This window comes from Sphaerospermopsis sp. LEGE 00249, from assembly GCF_014299995.1.
Lineage (GTDB): Bacteria > Cyanobacteriota > Cyanobacteriia > Cyanobacteriales > Nostocaceae > Sphaerospermopsis > Sphaerospermopsis kisseleviana.
This window is the reverse complement of sequence record NZ_JACJUZ010000008.1, coordinates 66,533-89,549: the sequence shown is the minus strand read 5'-3', so window position 1 is coordinate 89,549 and position 23,017 is coordinate 66,533. Positions and strand designations below refer to the sequence as shown.

The 23,017-nt window shown below is 37.4% G+C and carries 22 protein-coding genes; 6 read left to right on the top strand and 16 right to left on the bottom strand.

Going from position 1 to position 23,017, the window contains the following annotated elements; genetic code table 11:
* Positions 1-1,371: 1,371 nt before the first annotated feature.
* Positions 1,372-2,541 carry an RNA polymerase sigma factor RpoD gene (rpoD, locus tag H5968_RS04905; RefSeq protein ID WP_096569065.1) on the top strand — a complete coding sequence of 390 codons (1,170 nt, stop codon included), beginning with the start codon at positions 1,372-1,374 and terminating at the stop codon, positions 2,539-2,541.
* Here rpoD and H5968_RS04900 read toward each other — a convergent pair.
* The 3 genes from H5968_RS04900 to gyrA all read right to left on the bottom strand — a co-directional run bounded on the left by H5968_RS04900 (position 2,494) and on the right by gyrA (position 5,679).
* Positions 2,494-2,814, bottom strand: coding sequence for a hypothetical protein (locus H5968_RS04900; RefSeq protein ID WP_187039012.1), 321 nt, complete (start codon positions 2,812-2,814; stop codon positions 2,494-2,496). The genes rpoD and H5968_RS04900 overlap by 48 nt on opposite strands.
* 3 nt (positions 2,815-2,817) lie before the next feature.
* Complete coding sequence (locus H5968_RS04895) at positions 2,818-2,997, bottom strand: chlorophyll a/b-binding protein (protein ID WP_096569061.1); 180 nt, start codon at positions 2,995-2,997, stop codon at positions 2,818-2,820.
* Between the two features lie 195 nt (positions 2,998-3,192).
* Positions 3,193-5,679, bottom strand: a complete 2,487-nt coding sequence (gene gyrA, locus H5968_RS04890) for a DNA gyrase subunit A (RefSeq protein WP_187039011.1) — start codon at positions 5,677-5,679, stop codon at positions 3,193-3,195.
* A gap of 342 nt (positions 5,680-6,021) precedes the next feature.
* Here gyrA and H5968_RS04885 point away from each other — a divergent pair, with 342 nt between their 5' ends.
* On the top strand, positions 6,022-6,420 hold the full coding sequence (locus H5968_RS04885; RefSeq protein ID WP_187039010.1) for a response regulator: 399 nt from the start codon (positions 6,022-6,024) through the stop codon (positions 6,418-6,420).
* A 139-nt stretch (positions 6,421-6,559) separates the two neighbouring features.
* Here H5968_RS04885 and H5968_RS04880 read toward each other — a convergent pair whose 3' ends face one another.
* Positions 6,560-7,444: a tetratricopeptide repeat protein gene (locus H5968_RS04880; RefSeq protein ID WP_187039008.1), complete on the bottom strand. Its 885-nt coding sequence runs from the start codon at positions 7,442-7,444 to the stop codon at positions 6,560-6,562.
* A 186-nt stretch (positions 7,445-7,630) separates the two neighbouring features.
* Here H5968_RS04880 and H5968_RS04875 point away from each other — a divergent pair, with 186 nt between their 5' ends.
* From H5968_RS04875 to H5968_RS04865, 3 genes are all read left to right on the top strand, one after another.
* Positions 7,631-8,224, top strand: a complete 594-nt coding sequence (locus tag H5968_RS04875; RefSeq protein WP_187039007.1) for a TetR/AcrR family transcriptional regulator — start codon at positions 7,631-7,633, stop codon at positions 8,222-8,224.
* Between the two features lie 473 nt (positions 8,225-8,697).
* Positions 8,698-10,158, top strand: coding sequence for an efflux RND transporter periplasmic adaptor subunit (locus H5968_RS04870; protein ID WP_187039006.1), 1,461 nt, complete (start codon positions 8,698-8,700; stop codon positions 10,156-10,158).
* Between the two features lie 167 nt (positions 10,159-10,325).
* Positions 10,326-11,543: an ABC transporter permease gene (locus H5968_RS04865; RefSeq protein ID WP_187039005.1), complete on the top strand. Its 1,218-nt coding sequence runs from the start codon at positions 10,326-10,328 to the stop codon at positions 11,541-11,543.
* 298 nt (positions 11,544-11,841) lie between these two features.
* Here the strand turns inward: H5968_RS04865 and H5968_RS04860 are convergent, their stop codons facing one another.
* From H5968_RS04860 to H5968_RS04835, 6 genes are all read right to left on the bottom strand, one after another.
* Positions 11,842-12,330: a DUF3368 domain-containing protein gene (locus H5968_RS04860; RefSeq protein WP_187039004.1), complete on the bottom strand. Its 489-nt coding sequence runs from the start codon at positions 12,328-12,330 to the stop codon at positions 11,842-11,844.
* A complete protein-coding gene (locus H5968_RS04855; protein WP_187039003.1) occupies positions 12,327-12,587 on the bottom strand; it encodes a UPF0175 family protein in 261 nt (86 codons plus the stop codon). The genes H5968_RS04860 and H5968_RS04855 overlap by 4 nt, the downstream gene beginning before the upstream one ends.
* A gap of 9 nt (positions 12,588-12,596) precedes the next feature.
* Positions 12,597-12,839, bottom strand: a complete 243-nt coding sequence (locus tag H5968_RS04850; RefSeq protein ID WP_187039002.1) for a hypothetical protein — start codon at positions 12,837-12,839, stop codon at positions 12,597-12,599.
* Between the two features lie 84 nt (positions 12,840-12,923).
* Positions 12,924-13,181 carry a hypothetical protein gene (locus H5968_RS04845; protein ID WP_187039001.1) on the bottom strand — a complete coding sequence of 86 codons (258 nt, stop codon included), beginning with the start codon at positions 13,179-13,181 and terminating at the stop codon, positions 12,924-12,926.
* A 32-nt stretch (positions 13,182-13,213) separates the two neighbouring features.
* Positions 13,214-13,756 (bottom strand): formylglycine-generating enzyme family protein, encoded by a 543-nt coding sequence (locus H5968_RS04840; protein ID WP_187039000.1) that lies wholly within the window; start codon positions 13,754-13,756, stop codon positions 13,214-13,216.
* 210 nt (positions 13,757-13,966) lie between these two features.
* Complete coding sequence (locus tag H5968_RS04835) at positions 13,967-14,404, bottom strand: DUF29 domain-containing protein (RefSeq protein ID WP_187038999.1); 438 nt, start codon at positions 14,402-14,404, stop codon at positions 13,967-13,969.
* A 292-nt stretch (positions 14,405-14,696) separates the two neighbouring features.
* On the opposite strand from H5968_RS04835, the gene H5968_RS04830 reads away from it, so the two are divergent.
* A complete protein-coding gene (locus H5968_RS04830) occupies positions 14,697-15,461 on the top strand; it encodes an ABC transporter ATP-binding protein (protein ID WP_222620557.1) in 765 nt (254 codons plus the stop codon).
* A gap of 129 nt (positions 15,462-15,590) precedes the next feature.
* Here the strand turns inward: H5968_RS04830 and H5968_RS04825 are convergent, their stop codons facing one another.
* The 6 genes from H5968_RS04825 to H5968_RS04800 all read right to left on the bottom strand — a co-directional run bounded on the left by H5968_RS04825 (position 15,591) and on the right by H5968_RS04800 (position 22,566).
* Positions 15,591-17,687 (bottom strand): TonB-dependent siderophore receptor, encoded by a 2,097-nt coding sequence (locus H5968_RS04825; protein ID WP_187038998.1) that lies wholly within the window; start codon positions 17,685-17,687, stop codon positions 15,591-15,593.
* Between the two features lie 93 nt (positions 17,688-17,780).
* Positions 17,781-19,190 (bottom strand): energy transducer TonB, encoded by a 1,410-nt coding sequence (locus H5968_RS04820; RefSeq protein WP_187038997.1) that lies wholly within the window; start codon positions 19,188-19,190, stop codon positions 17,781-17,783.
* A 121-nt stretch (positions 19,191-19,311) separates the two neighbouring features.
* Complete coding sequence (gene petJ, locus H5968_RS04815; protein WP_187038996.1) at positions 19,312-19,647, bottom strand: cytochrome c6 PetJ; 336 nt, start codon at positions 19,645-19,647, stop codon at positions 19,312-19,314.
* A 342-nt stretch (positions 19,648-19,989) separates the two neighbouring features.
* Positions 19,990-20,322 carry a cytochrome c6 PetJ gene (petJ, locus tag H5968_RS04810; RefSeq protein WP_096569028.1) on the bottom strand — a complete coding sequence of 111 codons (333 nt, stop codon included), beginning with the start codon at positions 20,320-20,322 and terminating at the stop codon, positions 19,990-19,992.
* A gap of 317 nt (positions 20,323-20,639) precedes the next feature.
* Positions 20,640-21,131, bottom strand: a complete 492-nt coding sequence (locus H5968_RS04805; protein ID WP_137667790.1) for a GNAT family N-acetyltransferase — start codon at positions 21,129-21,131, stop codon at positions 20,640-20,642.
* Positions 21,132-21,396: 265 nt separating this feature from the next.
* Positions 21,397-22,566, bottom strand: a complete 1,170-nt coding sequence (locus H5968_RS04800; protein WP_187038995.1) for an RpoD/SigA family RNA polymerase sigma factor — start codon at positions 22,564-22,566, stop codon at positions 21,397-21,399.
* Between the last annotated feature and the right edge of the window lie 451 nt (positions 22,567-23,017).

The window sequence follows — 23,017 nt, the reverse complement described above, 5'->3', positions numbered from 1 at the left end:
TAGTATTTAACAAGCCGTTCGCCCACATCCACCGCCTCAAGTACGATAAAGTATCTCCACCAAGTTCTGATAATTGATCGGGCGTGGTTTTGGCTCACTCGATTTTCTTATAATGAAGCAAGTTTTGGAAAATAAATGTAGTATACTTATAAAATACTTATAAAACAAGTAAAAATACCCTGCTTGGCAAATAAAAATAGCAGTCATTTAAAATATTAAGGTGCTAATATATACCTTCGCACAGGAAAACTACTAACAATAAATTTGCCAATATTGTCATATACCGCTATGGTAAAAAATATAGATTTGCTGTTAGCGTAGCGAAAACAGCGAAAGCTCCGAAGGCAGCATAGCGTCGCCACTTACTGATAGCTGAAAGCTGGCGATTTGTATTATGTATCCGATGCACTTTTTTCATAAGTAGGTAAATTGTTTAGCATATCCAATGACAAATTATTTCTCGACTGATTAAAATATCTTTGTATACAATAGGAACAGTTTGTCAAGCTGCATAGGGTTGAAATCTTCACATTGCGCTAATGTGTTAATAAGGCCGAAAAGAGAAAACTCTAAATTCATCTGTCAATCGGCTTATTATCCCAAAACCTTAACTCCTTAGTTCAGGTTATGAACATAGCATATACAAGGCTTGGTGTTTGGAAACAAGCATCACCACTGTTACACTATTGCCCTATATACTCAGCGGTTAACCTAGTTTTGCTATCTCAAATAAGTAATTTATGAAGGAATGGTAAACATGGGGGTGCATCAATAACTGCTCACTTGAGTGAACCTCCAATGTGCTGTTGCCAGGAAACTCAGAAAACTATTGTTTTACTTGGGGTTGAAAATCTCCCCATAGCAAGTGCGCCTACCTTTTAATCTAATGAGAATGCCACTGCAAATTCAAAAAGTTTCCAACAAGATTTAATGGTGTGACTACCGTTTTTAATGTCTTTTTGATAAAAGTGGCTTCATCTTAGTAAATGAGTTCGTTATTAACACACAAAAAGATTACAATTTCTGTGAAACAGGCTACAATCAGAACAGTCTTAACAGGTAAATCTGCCCGCAGTCATATCCATTATGTCTGAAGTGGTTAATTTCTTGATTAAGGTGCATCTGGTTTTAGACCAGTGAATCAGAAGTTGTGTATAACGGCAACAGCGATTAGTTTTACTTTTTCAGAGCAACTCACATAAAAGTGATTTTTGCCATTAAAGTAAACAACTGCGCCTCCATTGAGAGGAAATGGGAAAGATCATAGGCAAATTAGCCAAAAGCCTATATTTCGGTGAAAAAAAGCTCGATCACAAGAGCAGTAACCACATTTTGAGTAATTGATTCTGCAAGGAGCATGAGGAACGCGGCATGAACCAGGCTAACAACGTACTCGATATTGATTATCGGCCTGACCTAGAAATAAATACGCCTGATATCGAAGAAGAACTCTTATTAATCGAGGATGAAGAGGACTTACTGCTAGTTGATGACGGCGATATTGATGATTTTTTAGAGCCTCAGACTGATGAGGACGACGCAAAGTCTGGAAAAGCCGCTAAATCGCGTCGTCGGACACAAAGCAAGAAAAAACACTTTACCGAAGACTCGATTCGCCTTTACCTGCAAGAAATCGGTCGGATTCGTTTATTACGCGCAGACGAAGAAATTGAACTGGCGCGGAAAATCGCTGATTTACTGGAATTAGAAAGAGTAAGGGATCATCTGTACGAACAGTTAGAACGAGAACCCGAATTTAAGGAATGGGCAGAAGCGGTACAACTGCCATTACCAACTTTCCGTTATCGTCTGCACGTAGGCCGTCGGGCGAAAGATAAAATGGTGCAATCGAACCTGCGGCTTGTGGTTTCCATTGCTAAAAAATATATGAATCGTGGCTTATCCTTCCAAGACTTAATTCAAGAAGGTAGCCTGGGTTTGATTCGGGCAGCAGAAAAATTTGACCATGAGAAAGGTTATAAGTTTTCTACCTACGCTACATGGTGGATTAGACAAGCAATTACAAGAGCGATCGCTGATCAATCTCGTACTATCCGTCTACCAGTTCACCTCTACGAAACTATATCACGGATCAAGAAAACTACCAAGCTATTATCTCAAGAAATGGGTCGCAAACCTACGGAAGAAGAAATTGCGACTCGCATGGAAATGACTATTGAGAAACTGCGGTTTATTGCTAAGTCAGCCCAGTTGCCCATTTCATTAGAAACACCCATTGGTAAAGAAGAAGATTCCCGTTTAGGCGATTTTATTGAATCTGATGGCGAAACACCAGAAGATCAAGTTTCTAAGAACTTACTCCGTGAAGACCTAGAAAAAGTCCTCGATAGTCTCAGTCCTCGTGAAAGAGATGTGTTGAGATTACGCTACGGCTTAGATGATGGTCGCATGAAAACCTTGGAAGAAATCGGACAGATTTTCAACGTTACCCGTGAACGCATCCGCCAAATAGAGGCCAAAGCACTCCGCAAGTTACGTCACCCCAATCGTAACAGCGTCCTCAAGGAGTATATTCGGTAAGGGGACTGGTGACTGGGGACTGGTGACTGGTGACTGGTGACTGGTGACTGGTGACTGGGGACTGGTGACTGGGGACTGGTGACTGGTGACTGGTGACTGGTGACTGGTGACTGGTGACTGTGAAAACAAGAAACAGGAAATATTTATCTTTCTCCTGACTCCTTGAACTTCTGACTCCTTGAACTCCTGCCTTCTGACTCCTAAAAACTGAAAAACCTGGTGGTTGTAATTAACTACCAGGTTTTTTAGTTTACAGAAAAATTTGCATTTCAAAATTTACAGAATACCCCAGAAGTGCAGGAAGCCTTGGCCAGAGAACAACTCAATTAAAGTTGCTGCTAAAAAGCCAATCATTGCCAAGCGACCATTCCAAATTTCAGCTTGGGGAGTAAAGCCCCAACGCCAAGCATTGCGATCTTCAGGTACAGAAGTAATAGTTTTTGTTGCATTAGTCATGGTTCGCACTCCAAACTATATTTACTAAGCTTTATTGCCTTATGTAAACTAATATAACAATTTTTTTCAGAAATGCAATATTGATTTATGTTTGTGTAGAGATTTGTGAACATAATTTAACAAATCTTATAAATTGATTAGCCAACAGGTGACAAGAATGTTGTCACCCTGAACTTCCAAGCTAAACTTCTAAATTTATGATCGCACCTCAAAAACGCTGATAATTACCTCATCTCGGTTGACTTGTAAAACACTTTCACCCTTAGCATCTCTATCTAGCATCGGCACAGAGTCCACAGGTATTCTGACCACTCGCTCCTTGTTAGTAACTATTACCACCTCTGTACCAGAGATAGCACGTACCATTCCCGCTAAATGATCAGTTTTGTTATGAAACTTGAGGATTTGTAGACCTAAATCACCACGATTAGCTGCTCTTAAATTGCTGGCGGGTATTCGCTTGGCGTATCCTTCTTGAGTAACCAGCAATAACTGATCATCTTTACCAACATTCGCACAGCCGACCATTTGCTGATTTTTTACCAAACGGAAAGCTTGTAAACCCATTGCTGCACGTCCCATAATTGGCAATTGTTCATCATTAACAGCAAATCGCAACAAGCGGCCGCCAGAACTGGCTAAAATCAGATGTTGACCTGTTGTGGTAAACTCAGTAAAAGACAATTCATCATCATCTTTGAGTTTTAAAATCGTAATTCCGCGCCGACTGAGATTAGCAAATTCCTCCAAAGCCAGACGCTTAATGCGCCCTTGTTTTGTCAGCAGTACAATTTGATTAATTTCAGGATCTTCTGGCAGCACAAAGCGGCTAACAATACCTTCTACATTGGCTTGAGCCGTACTGGTAAGCATGGTAATTAATGGTGTTCCCCGTGGAGAACGTCCAGTTGTGGTGGGAATATCTCCCACCTTCACAGGGTAAACTTTGCCCCCAGTATTGAGGATGAGCAAATCTTGATTGGTATCAGTTACTGCTGTTTGAATAATGAAGTCATTTTCATGCAAACTGTTTTCAGTTTTTGGCTTCTTCCCATGAGGAGAAAGACGACGTACATAACCGCGTTGAGTAAATTCTAAAATAGCTTCTTCTGAGGGTTGTTCAGATTTGGAATTTTCCTCTGTTTCTGTTTTGCCCTTTTCTTGTTTAACTGGGATATCGCTGATGGCAGAAATTTTAGTTCTTCTAGCATCGCCATATTTGCGTTTGAGAGTTCGCAAATCCTTTTTCAAAGACTTCAGTAATTCCCGTCGGTCTTCCAGTAATCTCCGCAATGAGGTAATTTGCGCGTTGAGGTCACTAAATTCCTGCTGTAAATTTTGTTGTTCTAAACTGGTGAGACGGCGTAATGGCATGGCTAAAATGGCATCCGCTTGTACTTCACTCAAATCTAATTGGCTACAAAGAGTCATTTTGGCTGTACTACCATCGGTAGCTTGCCTTAAAATAGCAATTACTTCATCTAAGTTAGATAAAGCTGTTAATAAACCAGTGACGATATTTAAACGATTTTCAGCTTTACCTAACTCATAACTGTAGCGACGATTAAGGGTATGTTCTCGGAAATTGAGAAATTCCTGTAACATTTGCCGCAAGCTTAACTGGCGGGGTTGTCCATCCACCAAAGCCAAAAGAATTGCGCCAAAGGTAGTTTGTAGGGCGGTTTGGTGGTAGAGATGTTGGAGGACATCCTGGGGGTTGGTATCGCGTTTGAGTTCAATGACTACTCGCATTCCTTCACGATCGCTCTCATCTCGCAAATCAGAAATGCCGTGTAAACGACCTTGATTGACCAAATCAGCGACTTTTTCAATCCAGCCGGCTTTATTCACTTGATACGGTAATTCTGTGACGATAATCGCTGTCCGGCGCTTACTTCCCCTAGTTGGCATAACTTCTTCTAGGGTAGCTACACCCCGGAGAACGATCCCACCTTTACTGGTAGTGTATGCTTCGCGAATGCCTAAGTTACCAACAATTTCCCCACCTGTAGGAAAATCAGGTCCAGGAATTAGCTCAAATAACTTCTCATCCTTTAAATCTGGATTATCAATTAAAGCTATTAAACCATCGACTATTTCCCCTAAATTATGGGGTGGAATATTTGTAGCCATTCCCACAGCAATACCAGCACAGCCATTAAGTAAGAGAAATGGTAACTGAGCAGGTAATACAGTGGGTTCTTGCTGGGAATTATCGAAATTACCGATAAATTCCACAGTTTCTTCGCCAATTTCCGCCAGCATTCCCTCGTGACCCACTGGTGCAAGGCGCGTCTCTGTATAACGCATTGCTGCTGGTGGGTCGTTATCCACACTGCCAAAATTACCATGTCCAGCTAATAAGGGGTAACGGCTGGAAAAATCCTGTACTAACCTGACCAAAGCATCATAAACAGCTTGATCTCCGTGGGGATGGTATTTACCTAATACGTCACCAACTACGCGAGCGCATTTGCGATAAGGTCTATCTGGTGTTAAACCGAGTTCGTGCATGGCATACAAAATCCGCCGATGCACAGGCTTTAAGCCATCACGCACGTCCGGTAATGCTCGCCCGACTATCACACTCATGGCATATTCTAGATAAGACCGTTGCATCTCAGTGTGCAGGGCTGTTGGAATTACCTGTCCCGTGGAGAGAAGGTTTAACTGTTGTGCCATGAGTTTTTTCCCTGAATTCTAACTATACAAAAATCGCTGTAACTTACCACTGTAACAACCACAGCATTACCAATGAAATAGCATTCCTCACACAATCTTGATTCTCAGAGGATAAAAAACCGTAGTATTATCCTTGATGTTGGAGATACACATTGATTATTAAACGGGTGGCAAATATTATTGGCTGCATAACGTCTTATACCAAATTGGTAGCGGTTATACTGTTGCAAATTGTGGAAACACCTTAACCATCAACACTTTCCCATCGAAAATCCCAAAGCAGAAATCCAATATTGCTTGTAATCCTCCCATATTCACCCTAATTTAAATTCTTAAATTCTCATGAAAACAGTTTTGATTGTCGAAGATGATCTGATTAATGCTCGTGTTTTTTCCAAGATTTTGACCAAACGTGGTGGCTTGGGGGTAAAACACACGGAAGATGTGGAAGAAGTAATAAAAATTGCCCAAGCTGGGGAAGCTGATTTGATTTTAATGGATGTTTCTCTGTCACGTAGTATTTATCAAGGCAAGTCTGTTGATGGTATCAAAATTACACAAATGTTAAAATCTGACCCACAAACCGCAAATTTACCTGTGATTTTAGTGACTGCACACGCTATGGAAGGCGACCGCGAGAACTTTCTTAAACAAAGTGGTGCTGATGGCTACATCTCAAAACCAGTTGTTGACCATCAGCAATTTGTTGAGCAAATCATGGAACTTCTCCCCAAACACTAGCTTTGAGTATTGATAACTGATATTAGCAACGTTCACCCATCAAGATTTGGCATAGATAGTACCGACACTTTTAGGATGAAGCAGGAAGAAAAAGCCCACTTTTGTTAGCATTAGTTAGCTTTTTTGTATCGGAAAGAATCTACTGTGCAGTCGGTGGATCGGGGATGATTACATCTTCCTGTGGATATAGGGCTGATTGCATTTGAGGTAAATCCAAGAACTTTTTGGCATCTATTAACAGGCGTGTACCCCAAAGGTTTTGTTTAAGAAAGTCTAATTCTGCATAGCGTTGGTCTATGCGGAGTGCTTCTTTCCCTATTGCTAAACCTTGTTGGCTATTGCCTTGAGTATACAGTGCTACTGCTAGTGCTAATAAAGGTTCTGCTGCTTTTTTGTCAATAGCAATTGCCTCTTGCCATTTCTTTATTGCGCCTTCAACATCCCCTTGTTCGTATTTAATTAAGCCAATGTTGTTAACTGCTGGCCAGAATTTTTTATCCTGGGATACAGATTCATTAAATTTGGCGATCGCCTCTGGTAAACGACCGAGCATATAATAAGCATTACCCAGATCAAACAACCCTTCTGGATCATTGGGTTGTAACTTCAAACCAGCTTGATAATAGTTGGCTGAAGCTTGATAATTTTCTTTCTGAAAATTAGCTGAACCTATAGCAAAAAGAACATCCGCATTTTTGGGATTGAGAGTTTGTGCCTTTTTCAAAGCTGCGATCGCTGCATCAAACTCTTTTGTTTGCAGATGTAATCCACCTAACAGGAACCATACTTTATCATTTTTCGGAGCTAGTTGAGTCGCCAGCCTCGCTCTTGGCAAGGCCATATCAATTTGCTGAAACTGAGCTAATTCAGCAGCTTCTTGAGCCAAGCTCAAACCCTGCTTCTCTAACTTAGCTGTATCAATCTCTACTGTATGAGGTATTAGCGCCTGTGCGTGAACTGCTTGGGGCAGATTCCATAAACCACAGACAATTAGAAAAGAAATAAAATTAAGGTGTTTTGGCACACTACCGCCTCTTAGCCACAAATCAATTCATCTTTACCGTTAGCTTAGACGATTTCCACCGTAGACGACAGGTAAATTTTACAGAATAGTGGTGATTGGTGATTGGTGATTGGATGAATAACCCAATTCCCAATTGACATTAATTGTGAAAATTTGTTATATTAATAAGTAATAACATACTTATTTATGCCACGGACACCAAAAATTACCAATGAGCAAATATTAGATGCAGCCCGTGAAATCTTTCTTGAGCAAGGTTTTGGGGCCTCAACCTTGGAAATTGCTCAAAAAGCTGGAATTTCAGAAGCGTCTATTTTCAAACGCTTTTCCACTAAAGAAGAACTTTTCTTTGCATCAATGGGAATACCTGAAAAATCTCCTTGGGGAAAAAAACTTGATACTTTGGTAGGAAAAGGAAATCTGAAACAAAATCTTATAGATATGAGTCTAGAGATTTTAGAATTTAATCGTCAAGTCATGCCACGTTTGATGATGTTGCGATCGCGTGGTAATTTAATCCCAGAAATGTTCAATCGCGCAGATTCTAGACCTAGCCGAGATTTGAAAACATTTACCAATTTTCTAGAAAGGGAAATAGAAAATGGAAGACTGCGCTCTTGCGATCCCCAAACTATTGCTATGATATTGTTAGGATCACTGATGAATTATGTTTTCTTAGAGCATATACACCCCACAGAAGAACGACCTACAGATGAACTCTTATTTGTCCAGAATCTCATAGAGATAGTTTGGCAGGGAATTTCACCTACTCAAGATTAATTGCACAACTGAATGTAATATTTTTAGCCAATTAATTTGGGCAATTATTCAACAATGGACAATTAACAATGAACAATTGACAATTACCTTTCCCTAAAAGTCAGAGTCTTGAAAAAGCGGAATTTTTGGCTTTTTACCCTGTAAAGAGGAGGTGTTAAACCTTGAATGAAACAATTGTCAATTATCAACTGTCAATTATCAATTAATAAGTGATTACTTACATTTTATTGTTGTGGTTTGAGATTGGTGATTAGTGATTACACCCACGTTTCGTCTTTCCTCAACACCAGTAAAATTCACCCTATGATGTGAGGGCGCACCATTCTCTACACTTTTAGTATAAATAAGAACTTGAATCTACTCATCTTAGTTATTTGTCAGTTAATAGCAAAAGATTGTTTAGTATTGAGATCAAAACTTGATAAATTGGGCAATTTACAAAATTTTAGACAAATAAGAAGGCAAATAATAATATGACTAGCTACACAGAAATTCCACTGATAGGCAAAAAAGTTAAGTATCCATTACGCTGGCTGATGGGTTTAGTCGCTGCTGGTGTTTTCGTTGTGGGGACAACAACAGTCCTAAAAGTAGTAAACCGGGAAAACAGCAAACAAGACATTTCTCAACTCACTGTTCCCGTGGAAGCAAAAAGCGTCACAGTGAGAATTACAGCGAGTGGGAAAGTGCAACCAGTACAAAGCGTGAATATTAGCCCGAAAAGTCCGGGATTATTAGCAGAATTAAACGTTGAACAGGGAGAAACAGTCCAAAAGGGGCAAATTATAGCCCGCATGGATAATTCCGAAATCAAGATGCAGATACTTCAGTATCAAGCTAACTTAGAACAGACCAAGGCACAACTAGCAGAAAGCGAAGCAGGGAGTCGTCCTGAAGAAATTGCCCAAGCAAAAGCGAGGTTAGCACAAGCGCAAGCTCAACTAGCTGTAATTCGTGCTGGTAATCGTTCGCAGGAAATTGATCAAGCTAGGGCGGCTGTAGATGCTGCTAACGCTCAGGTAGAACTAACTCAATCCAGGGTAAAGCGTTACCAAGCTTTAGCTAAAGAAGGTGCTATTTCTCAAGATACTTTAGACCAGTACATTACTGAAGATAGAAGAGCAAAAGCCAGTTTAGAAGAAGCAAAAAAGCGATTATCTTTGCAAAAAGCTGGAAACCGTGATGAAGATATCAAAAGACAACAAGCAGTTGTTACCCAAGAAAGGGAAGCATTGCGAAAGTTAGAAAATGGTAGTCGTCCTGAAGAAATTGCTCGTTTGAGAGCAGCTGTAGCTGCTGCAAATGCTCAGTTAAGACAGCAACAAGTTCAGTTAGAAGATACAATTATCCGCGCTCCTTTTACTGGAATTGTTACTCAAAGATATGCCACATTAGGAGGTTATGTTAGTCCTGCTATTTCTGCTTCTAGTAATGCTTCTGCGACTTCCACTTCAATTATTGCTTTAGCTAGGGGTTTAGAAATTTTGGCGAATGTTCCTGAAACTGATATTGGGAGAATTAAACAAGGACAAGAAGTAGAAATTGTTGCTGATGCTTATCCTGATCAGGTGTTTAAAGGGAGTGTGCGTTTAATTGCTCCTGAAGCAGTTGTAGAACAAGGTGTAACATCATTTCAGGTGCGGATAAATATTGATAGTGGTGTGGATAAATTGCGTTCTGGTTTAAATGTGGATGTGACATTTTTGGGCGATCGCATTAATGACGCTTTAACTATTCCCACCGTAGCTATTCTCACGGAAAATGGCAAAACAGGGGTATTAGTACCAGATGAAAATAATAAACCCCAGTTTCGAGAAATTACTATTGGTACACAAATTAAAAATGAAACTCAAGTTTTAGAGGGTGTAAAAACAGGTGATTTAATATTTATTAATCCTCCAAAAGATTACAAGATTAAAAAAGAGAAAAAATAGGTGACAGGAGTCAGGAGTCTTAGGGGCGAAGCATTCGGAAAATAACCTGTGATAAAAATTGATAATTTATCGCCCGAATGCTTCGCCCTTACAGGAGTTAGGAGTTAAATAGAGAAAGAAGAATAATTCTGAAAATCCAAAATCTAAAATCCAAAATCAAACGTCTTATGAATTTTCTAGAAAGTGTACAAATGGCAGGTAAAACCCTGATATCTAATAAACTGAGAAGTGTTTTAACAATGCTGGGGATTATTATTGGCAATAGCTCAGTAATTGCGATGATTGGTATTGGTGAAGGTGGACAAAAATTTGTATCTGACCAATTAAATTCCTTGGGTCCAAATGTTGTATTTGTGATTCCTGGTAATGAAGAAGTTCAGCGAGTTTCTAGGGATGTTGTGAGAACTTTAGTTTTAGAAGATGCGAATGCAATTGATACTCAAGTACCGACCATAGCAGACACAACAGCAGAATTAAATAGTAGACAGGTTGTTACTTATAAAAACAGAAATACCAATGTGAATATTATTGGTACAACTCCTAGTTTTTTGAAAGTACGTGATTTTGAAGTAGCAACAGGAAGATTTTTCACCGACATAGATATGAAGCGCAGTAACCAAGTTGTGGTTTTAGGTGCGAAATTAAAAGAAAAACTTTTTGGTGATAAAAATCCTATTAGTCAACAAATTAGAATTAAAAATGCCAGCTTTCAAGTAATTGGAGTGTTAACAGATAAAGGATCAAATTTGGGTGTAGATTATGATGAATCGGCATTAGTTCCCATTATTACAGCCGCAAATCGTTTAGTGGGTAAAACCTCACCTTATGGGTTAGAAGTAACTTATATTGTTGCTTCTGCTAAAGATGCTGATAGTGTGGATGCAGCAGAATTTCAAATTACCAATTTACTGAGACAAAGACATAAGTTAGTGGGGGAAAATGACTTTACTATTCGTACCCAAAAAGATGCTTTAGAAACAGTTGGTCAAATTTCCGGTGCTTTGACGATTATGTTAACAGGAATTGCGGCTATTTCTTTGTTTGTTGGTGGTATTGGAATTATGAATATTATGCTGGTTTCTGTAACTGAACGTACCCAAGAAATTGGTTTAAGAAAAGCGATAGGTGCTACCCAAAAAGATATTTTACTTCAGTTCATTATTGAAGCAGTTATTGTTTCTGTCATTGGTGGTGTAGTTGGTACTGCTGTGGGAGTTGGGGGTATAATGTTAGTCGCTGCTATCAGTCCTTTAGAAGCAAGTATTTCTTTTGTTTCTATTAGTATGGCGGTGGGTATTTCTGGGGGGATTGGTTTATTTTTTGGTGTTGTGCCGGCGCGTCGTGCTGCACAACTTGATCCTATTGTGGCGTTGAGAAGTGCGTAAAAATTTAAAAATGTCAGAATCAGGATTTTCAGGATTTAAGGATTTTCAGGATGTGATATTAAATGGCTATTAATTAGCAGCAAATTTCAATCCTAATATTTATATGTTTATATAATATATCTTCACAACAGATGGAGATATTATATATTATAATAACATTAAATTATATGTTTTTTGAATAATTGGTGGTTCTTGCATTTGTTTAAGATTAATTTTATTTATATTTTTTCTAAGTGAATCAGATAAATTTTTTGCCCCTAAACTCCATTTTCCAAAAATTTCTTGTTAAATGTAAATATTATTCATCAACTTTTCTAAGAGCTTCTTGATAAATTAAATAACTTAGACGAAATTTACCAATAGTTTGTAAAGCATCTAGTTGTTCTTTTAAGTTAGAAATTAATCCGTTTTGTTTAGCCCAAATTAAAATTCCCACTGTACCCAATGTAGGTAAATTCATCCGTTTTGCAACTCGTCTAGCATTTTTTTCATCAAGTAAAATGGCTTGAGCTGGTTGTTCAATAAAAAGAGTTATAGCTTCTGATTCTCCCTGATCTAATTCTAATCTTAATAAAGAGACTAAAGAAGTATTACTAACAGAAAAAATACTTAACCATGAAGCTCTTGATACTTCTTCTGCACCTGATCTTCCTGTACCTGTTTCAACAACTTCTTTCCACACAGATTGGGGAATTATTACACCATCTGGAAATCTCTGCTTAATCAATTCTAATTGTCCAATACTACTAAGAGCAATCAAAACTGATGAGTTACTTATTGCTTTCATTGTAATATTTCTAAAGTTTCTAAATCGGTTTCTAATTCTTCTAAATCATACTGACGTTCAATATTTTCTTGTCCTAATAATTCGTGAAATTCCCATTTAGTTAATTGAGCTAATTCACGAGCCTTACCAAAGGAAAGAATACTTTTTTGATAAAGTCTAATTGCTAGTTCAATACGTACTCGATTAAGACGTTCATCAGGAGGGATACGTAATACTTCTGTTACTTGCTCAGGAATTTCTATGATTAGGTTGCTCATATAGGACTCCTATTTGATTTCTGCATAGTTGGTAGATAATTCTGAATCTTGAACCTTGGTAGTAAATTCAGGTTCGGGGTTAGGAATTTCTAAACTTCCACACAGTTCCCATGTTTTAGTTTTGAGAAAACCTAATTGCTCTTTTGCTAAATATTCTTCTAATGCTTTAAGTAAAATATTTTGCACAGAGTCAGTTTGATTTTGCAAGTTATTCATTAATTGCTCAGGGATTTCTAAGGTAACTTTATTCATAATCTAAAAAAACTACTACTTCAAGATTGTAACACATAATGGAATTATTGGGGCAACCACATATTATCGGATTAATGATTAATTTTACATGAATTTTGATGTGATGCGATCGCCCAAAAAAATCCCGTAAATTATCGGATTGATGATTGATTTTACATGGATTTTGATGTGATGCGATCGCCCAAAAAAATCCCGTAAATTATCGGATTGATGATTAATTTTACATGAATTTTGATGTGATGCGATCGCCCCAATAATCCAAATAATCAATTTATTGATCAATACAAATATTACATCAACCACATAATTACAAATATTAGGCAATAATCCTGTGGCAACCATAAATTTTCGGGGCAACCACAGGGGGATTGCCCCTACAAACATACTACACGGAAACCGCCGTAGAGGCTGTTGAAGCCCGCGAGATTGTAGTTGCGATAGCCAGAAGCGCAATTATTACCATTGCTGTACCAGCTACCCCCACGCAGAGACTTGTTAGTTTGAGGCGTATTTAAATACGACTTACCATTTTTATGCAAGTCAGAAATATTACCTGTCCAGGAATCAGCGCACCATTCCCACACATTACCGTGCATATCCACTAAACCCCAAGGATTAGTATGAGTACCCTTTTTTTCTATCACAGAATGGGTTTGACTACCTGAATTTTCATTATACCAGGCGTGTTTTTTTAACTCGCTGTCATTGTTTCCAAACCAGAATTTTGTAGTTGTACCAGCACGACAAGCATATTCCCATTGAGTTTCACTAGGGAGGGTAATTTTGACGTTAATTCCCTGTTTATTAAGGTATTCAGTCAGCTTTTGACAAAATTCCGTTGCCTGATGCCAATTAACGCGCTCAACGGGGTGATTTTCCTTACCAATACCTGAAAAATGGGAGGGGTTTGTACCCATAACTGCTTGATAAGCTGTTGTGCATTTAACTTATATAAGGTTAACAGGCAAGATGCCTGTTACACAAGACCTAAGAATATTAAGATTATACAGTTTAGTTAGAGGCTTCACCTATGAGCATATAATCATAAAGCTCCTTGTTTTTCTGTAAGAAATTTCGTAGTTAGGCTTGAATAATTTTCCAGTATTTAATCAAGCCCAACATAATTTTTACAGTTTCCAAAAATCACAATCTAACATACAATCTATATCAGAAGAATATGGCCATATATCGGGAAATATGATTTGTGGATAGTCTTTTTTAACTCCTTTAATTGCTAGTCTCCAAGCTGTATTAAAAGATTCATCCCAGATATTTTTCAAACTCGGAGAATCTTCAAGTTCTAATTCTAATTGTCGTCTTTGTTCATTAATTGTTATTTCCCAACCCCGATAATTATCTGGTGAGTTGACATACAATCTTTTTAGTAAATGCTCTATTAAAACCAAAAGTCGGCTTTTGAGTTCTTTTTTTTCTGATCTTCCCAAACTCTCAATTTCCTCAATTAAATTTTCTAAATCTAGGTGTTCAAAATCTTTGGACTTTAATTTATTAACTATATCTGTTGTCCAAAGTAAGAAATCACGTTCATAAAGAGAAGTTGTCATAATCTTTTTCAGCTATTGTTTGGGTATAATTCTACATATTCAATTATATTTTAAAAAATCGTCGTTATTCATAAGATATGTTTTCCCATTATGTTCTCAAGGTGCTGCACTATTGGGTTAATAAGTTTGTGGATAGATCCCGGACTTATTGAAGAAGTCTAGGATCTCGGTTTTTGGGATTTCGGCTTTTTCAACCTGACCTAATTAATTGTCATTTGATTGTATTTACATTATAATATGATAATTACAGAAAACCACTTTTGTAAACTAATCATTAGAAAATTAAATCTCTATGTCTAACACTCTCACTCTTAACGATTCTCTTTCTCCTAACTCTGAACCAAAACCAGAAATTATTCATCTAGAAAATATCTTTAAAGTCTACGGAATGGGGGAAACAGAAGTACACGCATTAAATAATATCAACTTGGCAATTAATGAAGGTGAATATTGTGCCATTATGGGTCCTTCTGGTTCGGGAAAATCAACAGCGATGAATATTATCGGTTGTTTAGATCGTCCTAGTTCTGGTAATTATTATTTAGATAATATCAATGTTGCCCAAATGAATGATCAGGACTTAGCACATATTAGAAACAAAAAGCTGGGTTTTGTATTTCAACAATTTCATTTATTACCCCAACTCACAGCTTTAGAAAATGTGATGTTACCAATGGTATATTCTGGAGTAAAACCAGCAGAAAGAAAAGAACGCGCAACGGAAGCATTAATCAAAGTTGGTTTAGAAAAACGTTTGAATAATAAACCTACCCAATTATCAGGAGGACAACAACAAAGAGTAGCGATCGCTCGTGCAATTGTCAACCGTCCTGTTGTACTCTTAGCAGATGAACCTACCGGTGCTTTAGACTCTCGCACAACTCAAGAAGTTTTAGATATTTTTGGTGAATTAAATAGCACGGGAATTACAGTTGTGATGGTGACTCATGAAACGGAAGTTGCTAGTCAAACCAATCGCATTGTTTGGTTTCGTGATGGAAAAGTTGTACACTCTCACTTAACACCAGAAGAGTTACATCAACTGGTAGCTTCTTAGAGGATGTTTGAAAAGTCTCTCATGATGTATCAAATATTTTCAGATCCCCCTAAAACCTCATTGAAAAGGGGGACTTTAAAGAATTTAGTCCCCCCTTTTTAAGGGGGGTTGGGGGAATCTAAAAATCAACTATATACTAGAAGTTAACCCCAAACGAAAAGTAAAACCAGGACTATAGATACGATTCACCTTTTCATATTGTTCACCGAACAAATTTTCCAAGTAAAAAGTCAATCCTAAATTTTGACTCACAGGAATACGACCACTCAAATCTAAATTTACAAAAGAAGGTGAAAAATCTGTATTTTTTTCACCAGCAGCAGTATTAGTAAACAAAGCGCGACGAGTACCACTATTATAAGTCAGATACAAATTAGCTTGCCATCCATTCTTTTGATAACCAATTCCACCTTGCAGCAAAGAATAAGGAATCAAACCTAATTGTAACCCTTTTTCCGTTCCCGTTTTAATTTCGGCATCTGTATAAGTGTAGTTGATAAAAGTAGACCAATCACGAGCTAATTTTAATTGCAAAGCAGCTTCTAAACCATTAGTATCTACCAAACCCACATTTGTCCATGTTCTAGTACGATTATCAATAGCCAAACGATTATCCAAACTACTACCAAAATAAGTCAACTGCGCCAGCAAATTACTAGATAAATTAAAATCCACTCCCGCAGTCCAAGTAGAACCAGTTTCGGGTTTTAAATTTGGGTTTGGATTCCAATTATGAACATTATCAAAAACATATAATTGATCTAAACCAGGATTACGTTGCGCCCCCGCCCAACTTCCACGGACAGCAACCACAGGATTCATGGCATAACGGAAACCAAAACTAGGATTGAAATAACTATCAAACTGACTGTCAAAGCTTTGTCTTAAACCCAAATCAATCAGAAAATCATCACTAACTTTCCAAGTATTTACCGCAAACAAAGCCGTATTTAAAACACTTCTATCTTCCTTTTCATTTTTATCAGCAAGATTACCTATACTGACAACATCACCTATTAAATCAGTGTTTTTTAAATCTAAACCCCAACGCAATTGATTATTGTCGCTCAGTTTCCACTCATGATCTACCCTAGTAGTAATTTGTTTAGTATCTAAAATTCCTGTACGATAAACTGTTCCTCCTGTTCCCGGTCCGTATGTACTAAAGTAATTTTGATTATAACCGATAGTAGTTGTTAAATTTGAATCGTTATCCTTACCCAGTCGAGTTTTCCAAGATAAACCAACATTTAAACTATCATGGTCTAATCTATCTCTTTGCAAAGGAAAACCAAAATAAATTAATCCCCGACGACTACTGAGAGCAGTAACATCTAAATTCACAGAATTTTTAGCATCTAAATCTAAACCAATACTACCAAAATAGGTACTGGTGGCAGTATCAGCATTAAATAAATAACCATCCGCAGGATTACGATTTGCTGCACCCACAGGAACACGATAACGGTTGTCTATAAAGAATCTTTCAAAACTGAAATTGTATTTTACTTTATTAGTTGAACCAGAATAAGTAACCTGTTGATTATTTAAATTTAAAGATCCAAATTCTGCACTACCAGTTAATTTGGGCTTTCTAAAACCTTCTTTGGTGATAATATTCACAATTCCACCAAAAGCCGAAGAACCATATAAAGATGAAGCCGCACCGCTATATAATTCTACCCTTTCAATTGTCTCCACAGGAATACTATTTAAGTCAGTTCCACCATGATAGGTGCTAATATCATTATTAAATGGTCTGCCATTAATTAAGAATACAGATTGATTAATCGAAGCACCGCGATAATATGTTCCGGTGTGAATATCAGCACCATGTCCCACATTATTAATAGCAAAACCAGGCATTTTTTTTAAAACATCAGCAACGCTAGTAGCACCTTGTTTTGCGATTTCTTCTTTTTCAATTACATGAGTTGGTGTAGATTCGGGTAAAGCGTCTTTTTCTCCTATCGCTTCAATGGAAATATCTGTATCCTCTGTAGGTTCTGTAGGAGTTAAATCTGTTTCTGTGTCTTTTTTAACTTCTGTTTCCGCAGGTTGTTGAGTTAATAAGTTCGCATTTGTGGCAGGTAGTTGAATTTCATTTAAACTAGGAATATCTGAATTTACTACCTGATCTTTAGTTTTATTATTATTAGCGACAGCAGGAAAAGCTACCAGTAAACTCAGTAAAAAAACTGGCAGGAAAACAAAATTATTATTCATCTTTCTCAACTCACACTTGGTAAAAACAAATGTAAGTATTCTCTCTGTTTATATAAAAACTGTCAAAAGACAAGCTGTCATATTTCAGATCACCTAATTATTTTCTGAATCACTATTAGACTCAGAAGAGGTAGAATCAGGTGGTGTTACTTCCTGGGTTTTACTTTCATCAACCTGATTTTCTGTATCAGATTTGACTGGTTCTAGTGAAGATGTAGATTCTTGAGGATTGGTAATTTTTGGTTTTGGTTGAGAAGCTTCTCTCTGTCTTTCTCTTTGTCTTTCTTTGATTTGACGATGACGCTGTGACCCTTGGATCGCAAAATTAATTGATGCTCTCACACCTTGTCTACCACCATCTAAAGGTGTTAATTTCCACTCTTGTACAGCTTGTTGAGCAGCTTCATCTAGTTCACTATCACCACTAGAACGAATTAACCGCACAAAGGTAACATTACCATTAGTATCCGTATCAAGAGCAACTTCAGCACGACCTTCTATACCCCGCCTTCTGGCTTTATCGGGATATTTGATATCACATCTAATACAATCTGCACGATTTAATTTTGTACCATTGACAGAACGTGGTTTTGGGGCGATCGCAATATTTCTCTCACCATTTCCAATACCATTTCCAGTACCTTTACCTGCACCATTTCCAATACCATTTCCAGTACCTTTACCTGCACTATTTCCAATACCATCTCCAGTACCGCTACCCTCACCATTTCCAGTCCCATTTTCTGTACCTTTACTTAAACCAGACCGCAAACGATTACCTAAATTACTTAAACTATTTTGACTAGATGAAGTAGTAGAAGTATTGTTGGAACTAACACTAACACTGCTAGGAGTTATTAACTTTGGTGCTGGAACATTTGAAAGTTTTGTATCTGGTATGACAGTTTGTTCAGGTTGTTCAACTGTGGGTTGAGTGGTTGTTTCAGTTTCTACTTTTTCAGTTATTTTTTCAGTTATTTTTGAAATAGGTGTAGTTGTTAAACTTGGTTGTGTTGTCGTCGGTTCAGGAATAGTTTTAGCAATAGGTGTAGTTGTTAAACTTGGTTGTGTTATCGTCTTTTCAGGAATAGTTAGTGTTTGGCGTTGTTTGACAACAAAATTTTGAGTAGTTTTCAGTTGGGGTTGTTTAACTATAGGTTGAATAGCAGCGTTACTCACACTCAAGGTAGTTTTTTCTGGAAGAGAACTTTTAAAATTGTTATTACCACCACTACCACCACTACCACCACTAGCAGAATTTATCTTTGGTTGAGAGTTTTTTATCTCTTGTGGTTTGGCTATTATTTCCGGAACAGTTTCCACAATTGTGATTTCAATTGGTTCTTCTTGAGTTTGAGAAACTCTTTGTATAAATTTGCCAATCCCTAAAGCTAAAACCCCAATATGTAAAGCTAAAGAACCAATGAGACTGTAAATTAAAAAAGATTTCAGTGCTGTAGCTTCTTTTTCTCGCTGATCTAAAATTACGCTCGATAAACCCATATTTTAATTATTGTTTATGTTTTTATAATTTATTAGTTGTTTCTACTTATCTAATAATTGGATTAATTAGCGAGACAAAAAGCCCCGCCAATAATTATTTCAATTCAGAAAGTAAATTGTATTACTTCCAATTTTTATCTGCTTGTTCCAACACATAAGCAGCTACATTTTCAATTTGCTCAGGTTTTATACGCTTACCAAAGCCTGGCATCGCATTCTTACCATTTGTAACTTGAGTAATAATAGCTTCAGCAGAGTACATACCATACTTTTCCAAATCTGCTTTACTCAAGGTTTTGGCAGGATTGACTGCATTTTTACCCCCCGCATGACAAGCATTACAATTAGCACTAAATATTTTAGCTCCAGCAGCCGCATCTGCCGCTAAAGCGGGACTACTGAAGGCAAAAGTGAAGATGGTTATGCCTAACAGTAATACGGAAATTATCTTTTTCATCTCGTGTTCTCTCTACAACAATCGTTGAGTTGGTGCAATATGCTTCATAATTTTCTTTGGATTCTGTTGTATGAGTCAAACGACAAGCTGTAAAACTTGGAGGTAATTTTGGCAAAATTTACCTGACGTTCTTTTTATATCACGGGTTTGCAGTAAATGTAAATTTATGTAAAGGTCAGTGTTTCCTAGCCTCTACAGATCACTTTTTCAGCAACCGCTAAATAGTGATTCTGATTCATAATTTTTGAATTATCAAGCATGATTCCCAACTGCCAAAACAGTTGGGAATCTCTTGTCTTACCCTTTCAGGTATAACTATTATTAACTCACTGACAAATCTATTTACCAGCCAGCTTCCGCTTTTTCCATGACGTAAGCAGCTACATTGGCAATATCATCAGCTGACAAATTATTTTTGAAAGCTGGCATAGCATTTTTACCGTTTGTAACTTGAGCAATAATAGCAGATTCAGAGTAAATATTGTACTCTTCTAAGTCTGCCTTACTCAAACTTTTAGCAGCATTAACTAAATTTTTACCACCTGCATGACAAGAAGCACAATTAGCTGTAAATATTTTTTCTCCAGCACCAGTGTCAGCAGCGAAAGCAGGATTAATGAAGGCAAAGGTGAAGATAGTGATGCCTAATAGTAATACAGAAATAATCTTTTTCATTTTGTGTTCTCTCTACAACAATTGCTGATTAGGAGGTAATTGCTCCATAATTCTCTTTTTATTGTCTTGTATAAATCAAAAGAATAACTGTAAAAATTGAACTAAATTATTGAGCATAATAGATGTAAGACTTATTATTGCAATGGTTGGGAATATATATTAATTTATATTAAACCCAAATTTAATTAGCCAAAAAATCATTTTTTAACTAAAAATTAAAAATTCATATCTAAAAAATGCTAACATTAATGCTAATAATTAGGCTTTTACTGCCGGAAATCGACTGATGAAGGCTGAATGCTTAGGTGAAAAGATGTTTATTGATTCGCTAATCTAGTAATTGCTGGTTCACTGACTCGGCAAATTCGCCAATCTTCTAAAATATCAGCCCCCATAGTCCGGTAAAATTCCTGTGCGGAAACATTCCAATCTAAAACACTCCATTCTAAGCGCCCACAATTTCTTTCAACAGCTATTTTTGCTAATTTAGTCAGCAGTGCTTTACCAATACCTTGACGACGATATTCAGGTAAAACAAAAATATCTTCTAAATAAATTCCTGGCTTGGTGAGAAATGTAGAATAATTGTGAAAAAATAAAGCAAAACCCACAGCTTTACCTGCGACTTCTGCTAAAATCGCCTCTATATATTTTCGTTCACCAAATAAATGATCGTTTAATGTTTCTGCATTACCAGTAACAGCAGCAGATAATTTTTCATATTCTGCCAAGCCCTGTATCAATTCAAACAACACAGCACTATCTCCAGGTTCAGCAAACCTGATCATTAAATCACTACCAAAAGTCATTAGTTTTTAGCTTATAGTTCAACGTCTATAAATAGTTTATAGCTAAGTGTGTAATTTTTCTTAACTAATGACTAATGACTAATAGATATCTCCAGAAAAGAAATTATGGAACCTATTTATGGGGGCAGGGCGAAGCATTTGGGATATCTAGATGTCTGATTTTTCCGTTAAATTATTGCCCAAATGCTTCGCCCCTACAACTTATGACAAATTAATACATTCTATTTTGGAGAGGTCTAATGACTAATGACTCCTGATTCCTGCCCTAAATTAACCAACCTTTTAAACGTTTAGCGATATGAGGACGGCGTAATTTTCGCATCGCTTTACTTTGAATTTGCCGCACTCGTTCACGGGAAAGGTTAAACATATTCCCCACTTCTTCCAGAGTACAGGGTTCGCTGGTTGTCAGTCCATAGCGTAAAGAAATTACGTCTTTTTCCCTGGGAGTGAGAACATCACCTAAAACCTCCCATATCTCCTGACGCATCATATTTTCATTCATTTTTGCTTCTGGAGATTGGTTATCTTCATCTTCCAACAAGTCCATCAATTCTGTATCTTCTTCTTTACCAACACGGTGATTTAAAGATAATGCTTGCCGGCGTAGTTGTTGCAGTTGACGCAGTTGTTGAACGCTTATTTCCAACGACTCGGCCATTTCCGCTTCTGTCGGGTTGCGAGCGAGTTTTTGTTTAAGTTCTCTTTGGGCTTTTTTAAGTTTGTTGAGTTTTTCAACAATGTGAATTGGTAGGCGGATAGTGCGGGCATCATTAGCTATAGCCCGTGTAATCGCCTGTCGAATCCACCAATAAGCATAAGTCGAAAACTTATAGCCCTTATCGGGATCAAACTTTTCTGTAGCGCGATTTAAACCCATAGCCCCTTCCTGAATTAGATCTAGAAAAGGCACTCCCCGATTAAGATATCGTTTAGCAATAGATACTACTAATCTCAAGTTAGAGCGAATCATTTTCCGCTTCGCTACCCTACCTTGATACAACCGACTTTCCAGTTGTTTTTCCGTCATATCAAACTTAGCAGCTACCTCGCTTTTGCTGGGGTTGTGTCCCAGTTCTGCTTCTAAAGCTGCTTGTAAGTCTTTTACTTCTTCTAAAAATCTTACCCTATGCGCCAACTCTACTTCCTCGTCAGGTTTAAGGAGAGGATAACGCGCCATTTCCTTAAAAAACGCGCCCACAGCATCGTCATGTTCGGTTTTATTATATCCCGAAGGACGAGCCGCTGCCATTTCATCCCCATCTCGTTCATCTGACTCCAAATTTTCCACAATTGAAGAGTCTTCAAATACTACTGCTTCTAAACTATCAAGTGATGGTTCATCATGATCAGCAGCGTTATCTAGTATTTCCATTGTTCCCAATTCAGCAAGATTCATAGTTTCCTTTTGGGATAGTTGCTTGGTTTGGTACATAAATTTAGTGACAGCTGCTCGTTTGAGAATAGTTAGTTTTTACCGACATATACACCCATTTACCCAGCCAAATACAATCTTCTTGAAAATTCTTGATTCGGAAGGAAAATATGTATCTGTCTGCCATATCTTGGTTACATCTAGATACAATTTATATGGTCTTTGCACCCAAAATACCATCTTTTCCCACTACCAGCAGACATATTTCTAATTTTTTTCTTCATCACCAAATATGTCAAACACCCCTCAAACATTCTCCAGCTTAACAAATATAAAAATTCCATCTAAAGACCCTATACGTTAAATTTTTATGTATTTCCATGAAGTTTTGTTTGATTTGGAGTAAAAAAGTTAAAGCTTCCTAAGTTAAAGCTTCCCAAATGATCCAAATTACAAAAATGGTAGCTTAAAATCCGGACAATCTTGATTGTATCAAAGCATCTCACATACA

Coding starts and splice junctions, on each gene's coding strand:
- H5968_RS04800 (WP_187038995.1), bottom strand. CDS start 22,566: ATGTACCAAACCAAGCAACTATCCCAAAAGGAAACTATGAATCTTGCT.
- H5968_RS04805 (WP_137667790.1), bottom strand. CDS start 21,131: ATGACTTTTGGTAGTGATTTAATGATCAGGTTTGCTGAACCTGGAGAT.
- H5968_RS04875 (WP_187039007.1), top strand. CDS start 7,631: ATGCCACGGACACCAAAAATTACCAATGAGCAAATATTAGATGCAGCC.
- rpoD (WP_096569065.1), top strand. CDS start 1,372: ATGAACCAGGCTAACAACGTACTCGATATTGATTATCGGCCTGACCTA.
- H5968_RS04895 (WP_096569061.1), bottom strand. CDS start 2,997: ATGACTAATGCAACAAAAACTATTACTTCTGTACCTGAAGATCGCAAT.
- petJ (WP_187038996.1), bottom strand. CDS start 19,647: ATGAAAAAGATAATTTCCGTATTACTGTTAGGCATAACCATCTTCACT.
- H5968_RS04865 (WP_187039005.1), top strand. CDS start 10,326: ATGAATTTTCTAGAAAGTGTACAAATGGCAGGTAAAACCCTGATATCT.
- H5968_RS04820 (WP_187038997.1), bottom strand. CDS start 19,190: ATGGGTTTATCGAGCGTAATTTTAGATCAGCGAGAAAAAGAAGCTACA.
- H5968_RS04835 (WP_187038999.1), bottom strand. CDS start 14,404: ATGACAACTTCTCTTTATGAACGTGATTTCTTACTTTGGACAACAGAT.
- H5968_RS04860 (WP_187039004.1), bottom strand. CDS start 12,330: ATGAAAGCAATAAGTAACTCATCAGTTTTGATTGCTCTTAGTAGTATT.
- H5968_RS04870 (WP_187039006.1), top strand. CDS start 8,698: ATGACTAGCTACACAGAAATTCCACTGATAGGCAAAAAAGTTAAGTAT.
- gyrA (WP_187039011.1), bottom strand. CDS start 5,679: ATGGCACAACAGTTAAACCTTCTCTCCACGGGACAGGTAATTCCAACA.
- H5968_RS04840 (WP_187039000.1), bottom strand. CDS start 13,756: ATGGGTACAAACCCCTCCCATTTTTCAGGTATTGGTAAGGAAAATCAC.
- H5968_RS04830 (WP_222620557.1), top strand. CDS start 14,697: ATGTCTAACACTCTCACTCTTAACGATTCTCTTTCTCCTAACTCTGAA.
- H5968_RS04845 (WP_187039001.1), bottom strand. CDS start 13,181: ATGGTTGCCACAGGATTATTGCCTAATATTTGTAATTATGTGGTTGAT.
- petJ (WP_096569028.1), bottom strand. CDS start 20,322: ATGAAAAAGATTATTTCTGTATTACTATTAGGCATCACTATCTTCACC.
- H5968_RS04885 (WP_187039010.1), top strand. CDS start 6,022: ATGAAAACAGTTTTGATTGTCGAAGATGATCTGATTAATGCTCGTGTT.
- H5968_RS04855 (WP_187039003.1), bottom strand. CDS start 12,587: ATGAGCAACCTAATCATAGAAATTCCTGAGCAAGTAACAGAAGTATTA.
- H5968_RS04850 (WP_187039002.1), bottom strand. CDS start 12,839: ATGAATAAAGTTACCTTAGAAATCCCTGAGCAATTAATGAATAACTTG.
- H5968_RS04825 (WP_187038998.1), bottom strand. CDS start 17,687: ATGAATAATAATTTTGTTTTCCTGCCAGTTTTTTTACTGAGTTTACTG.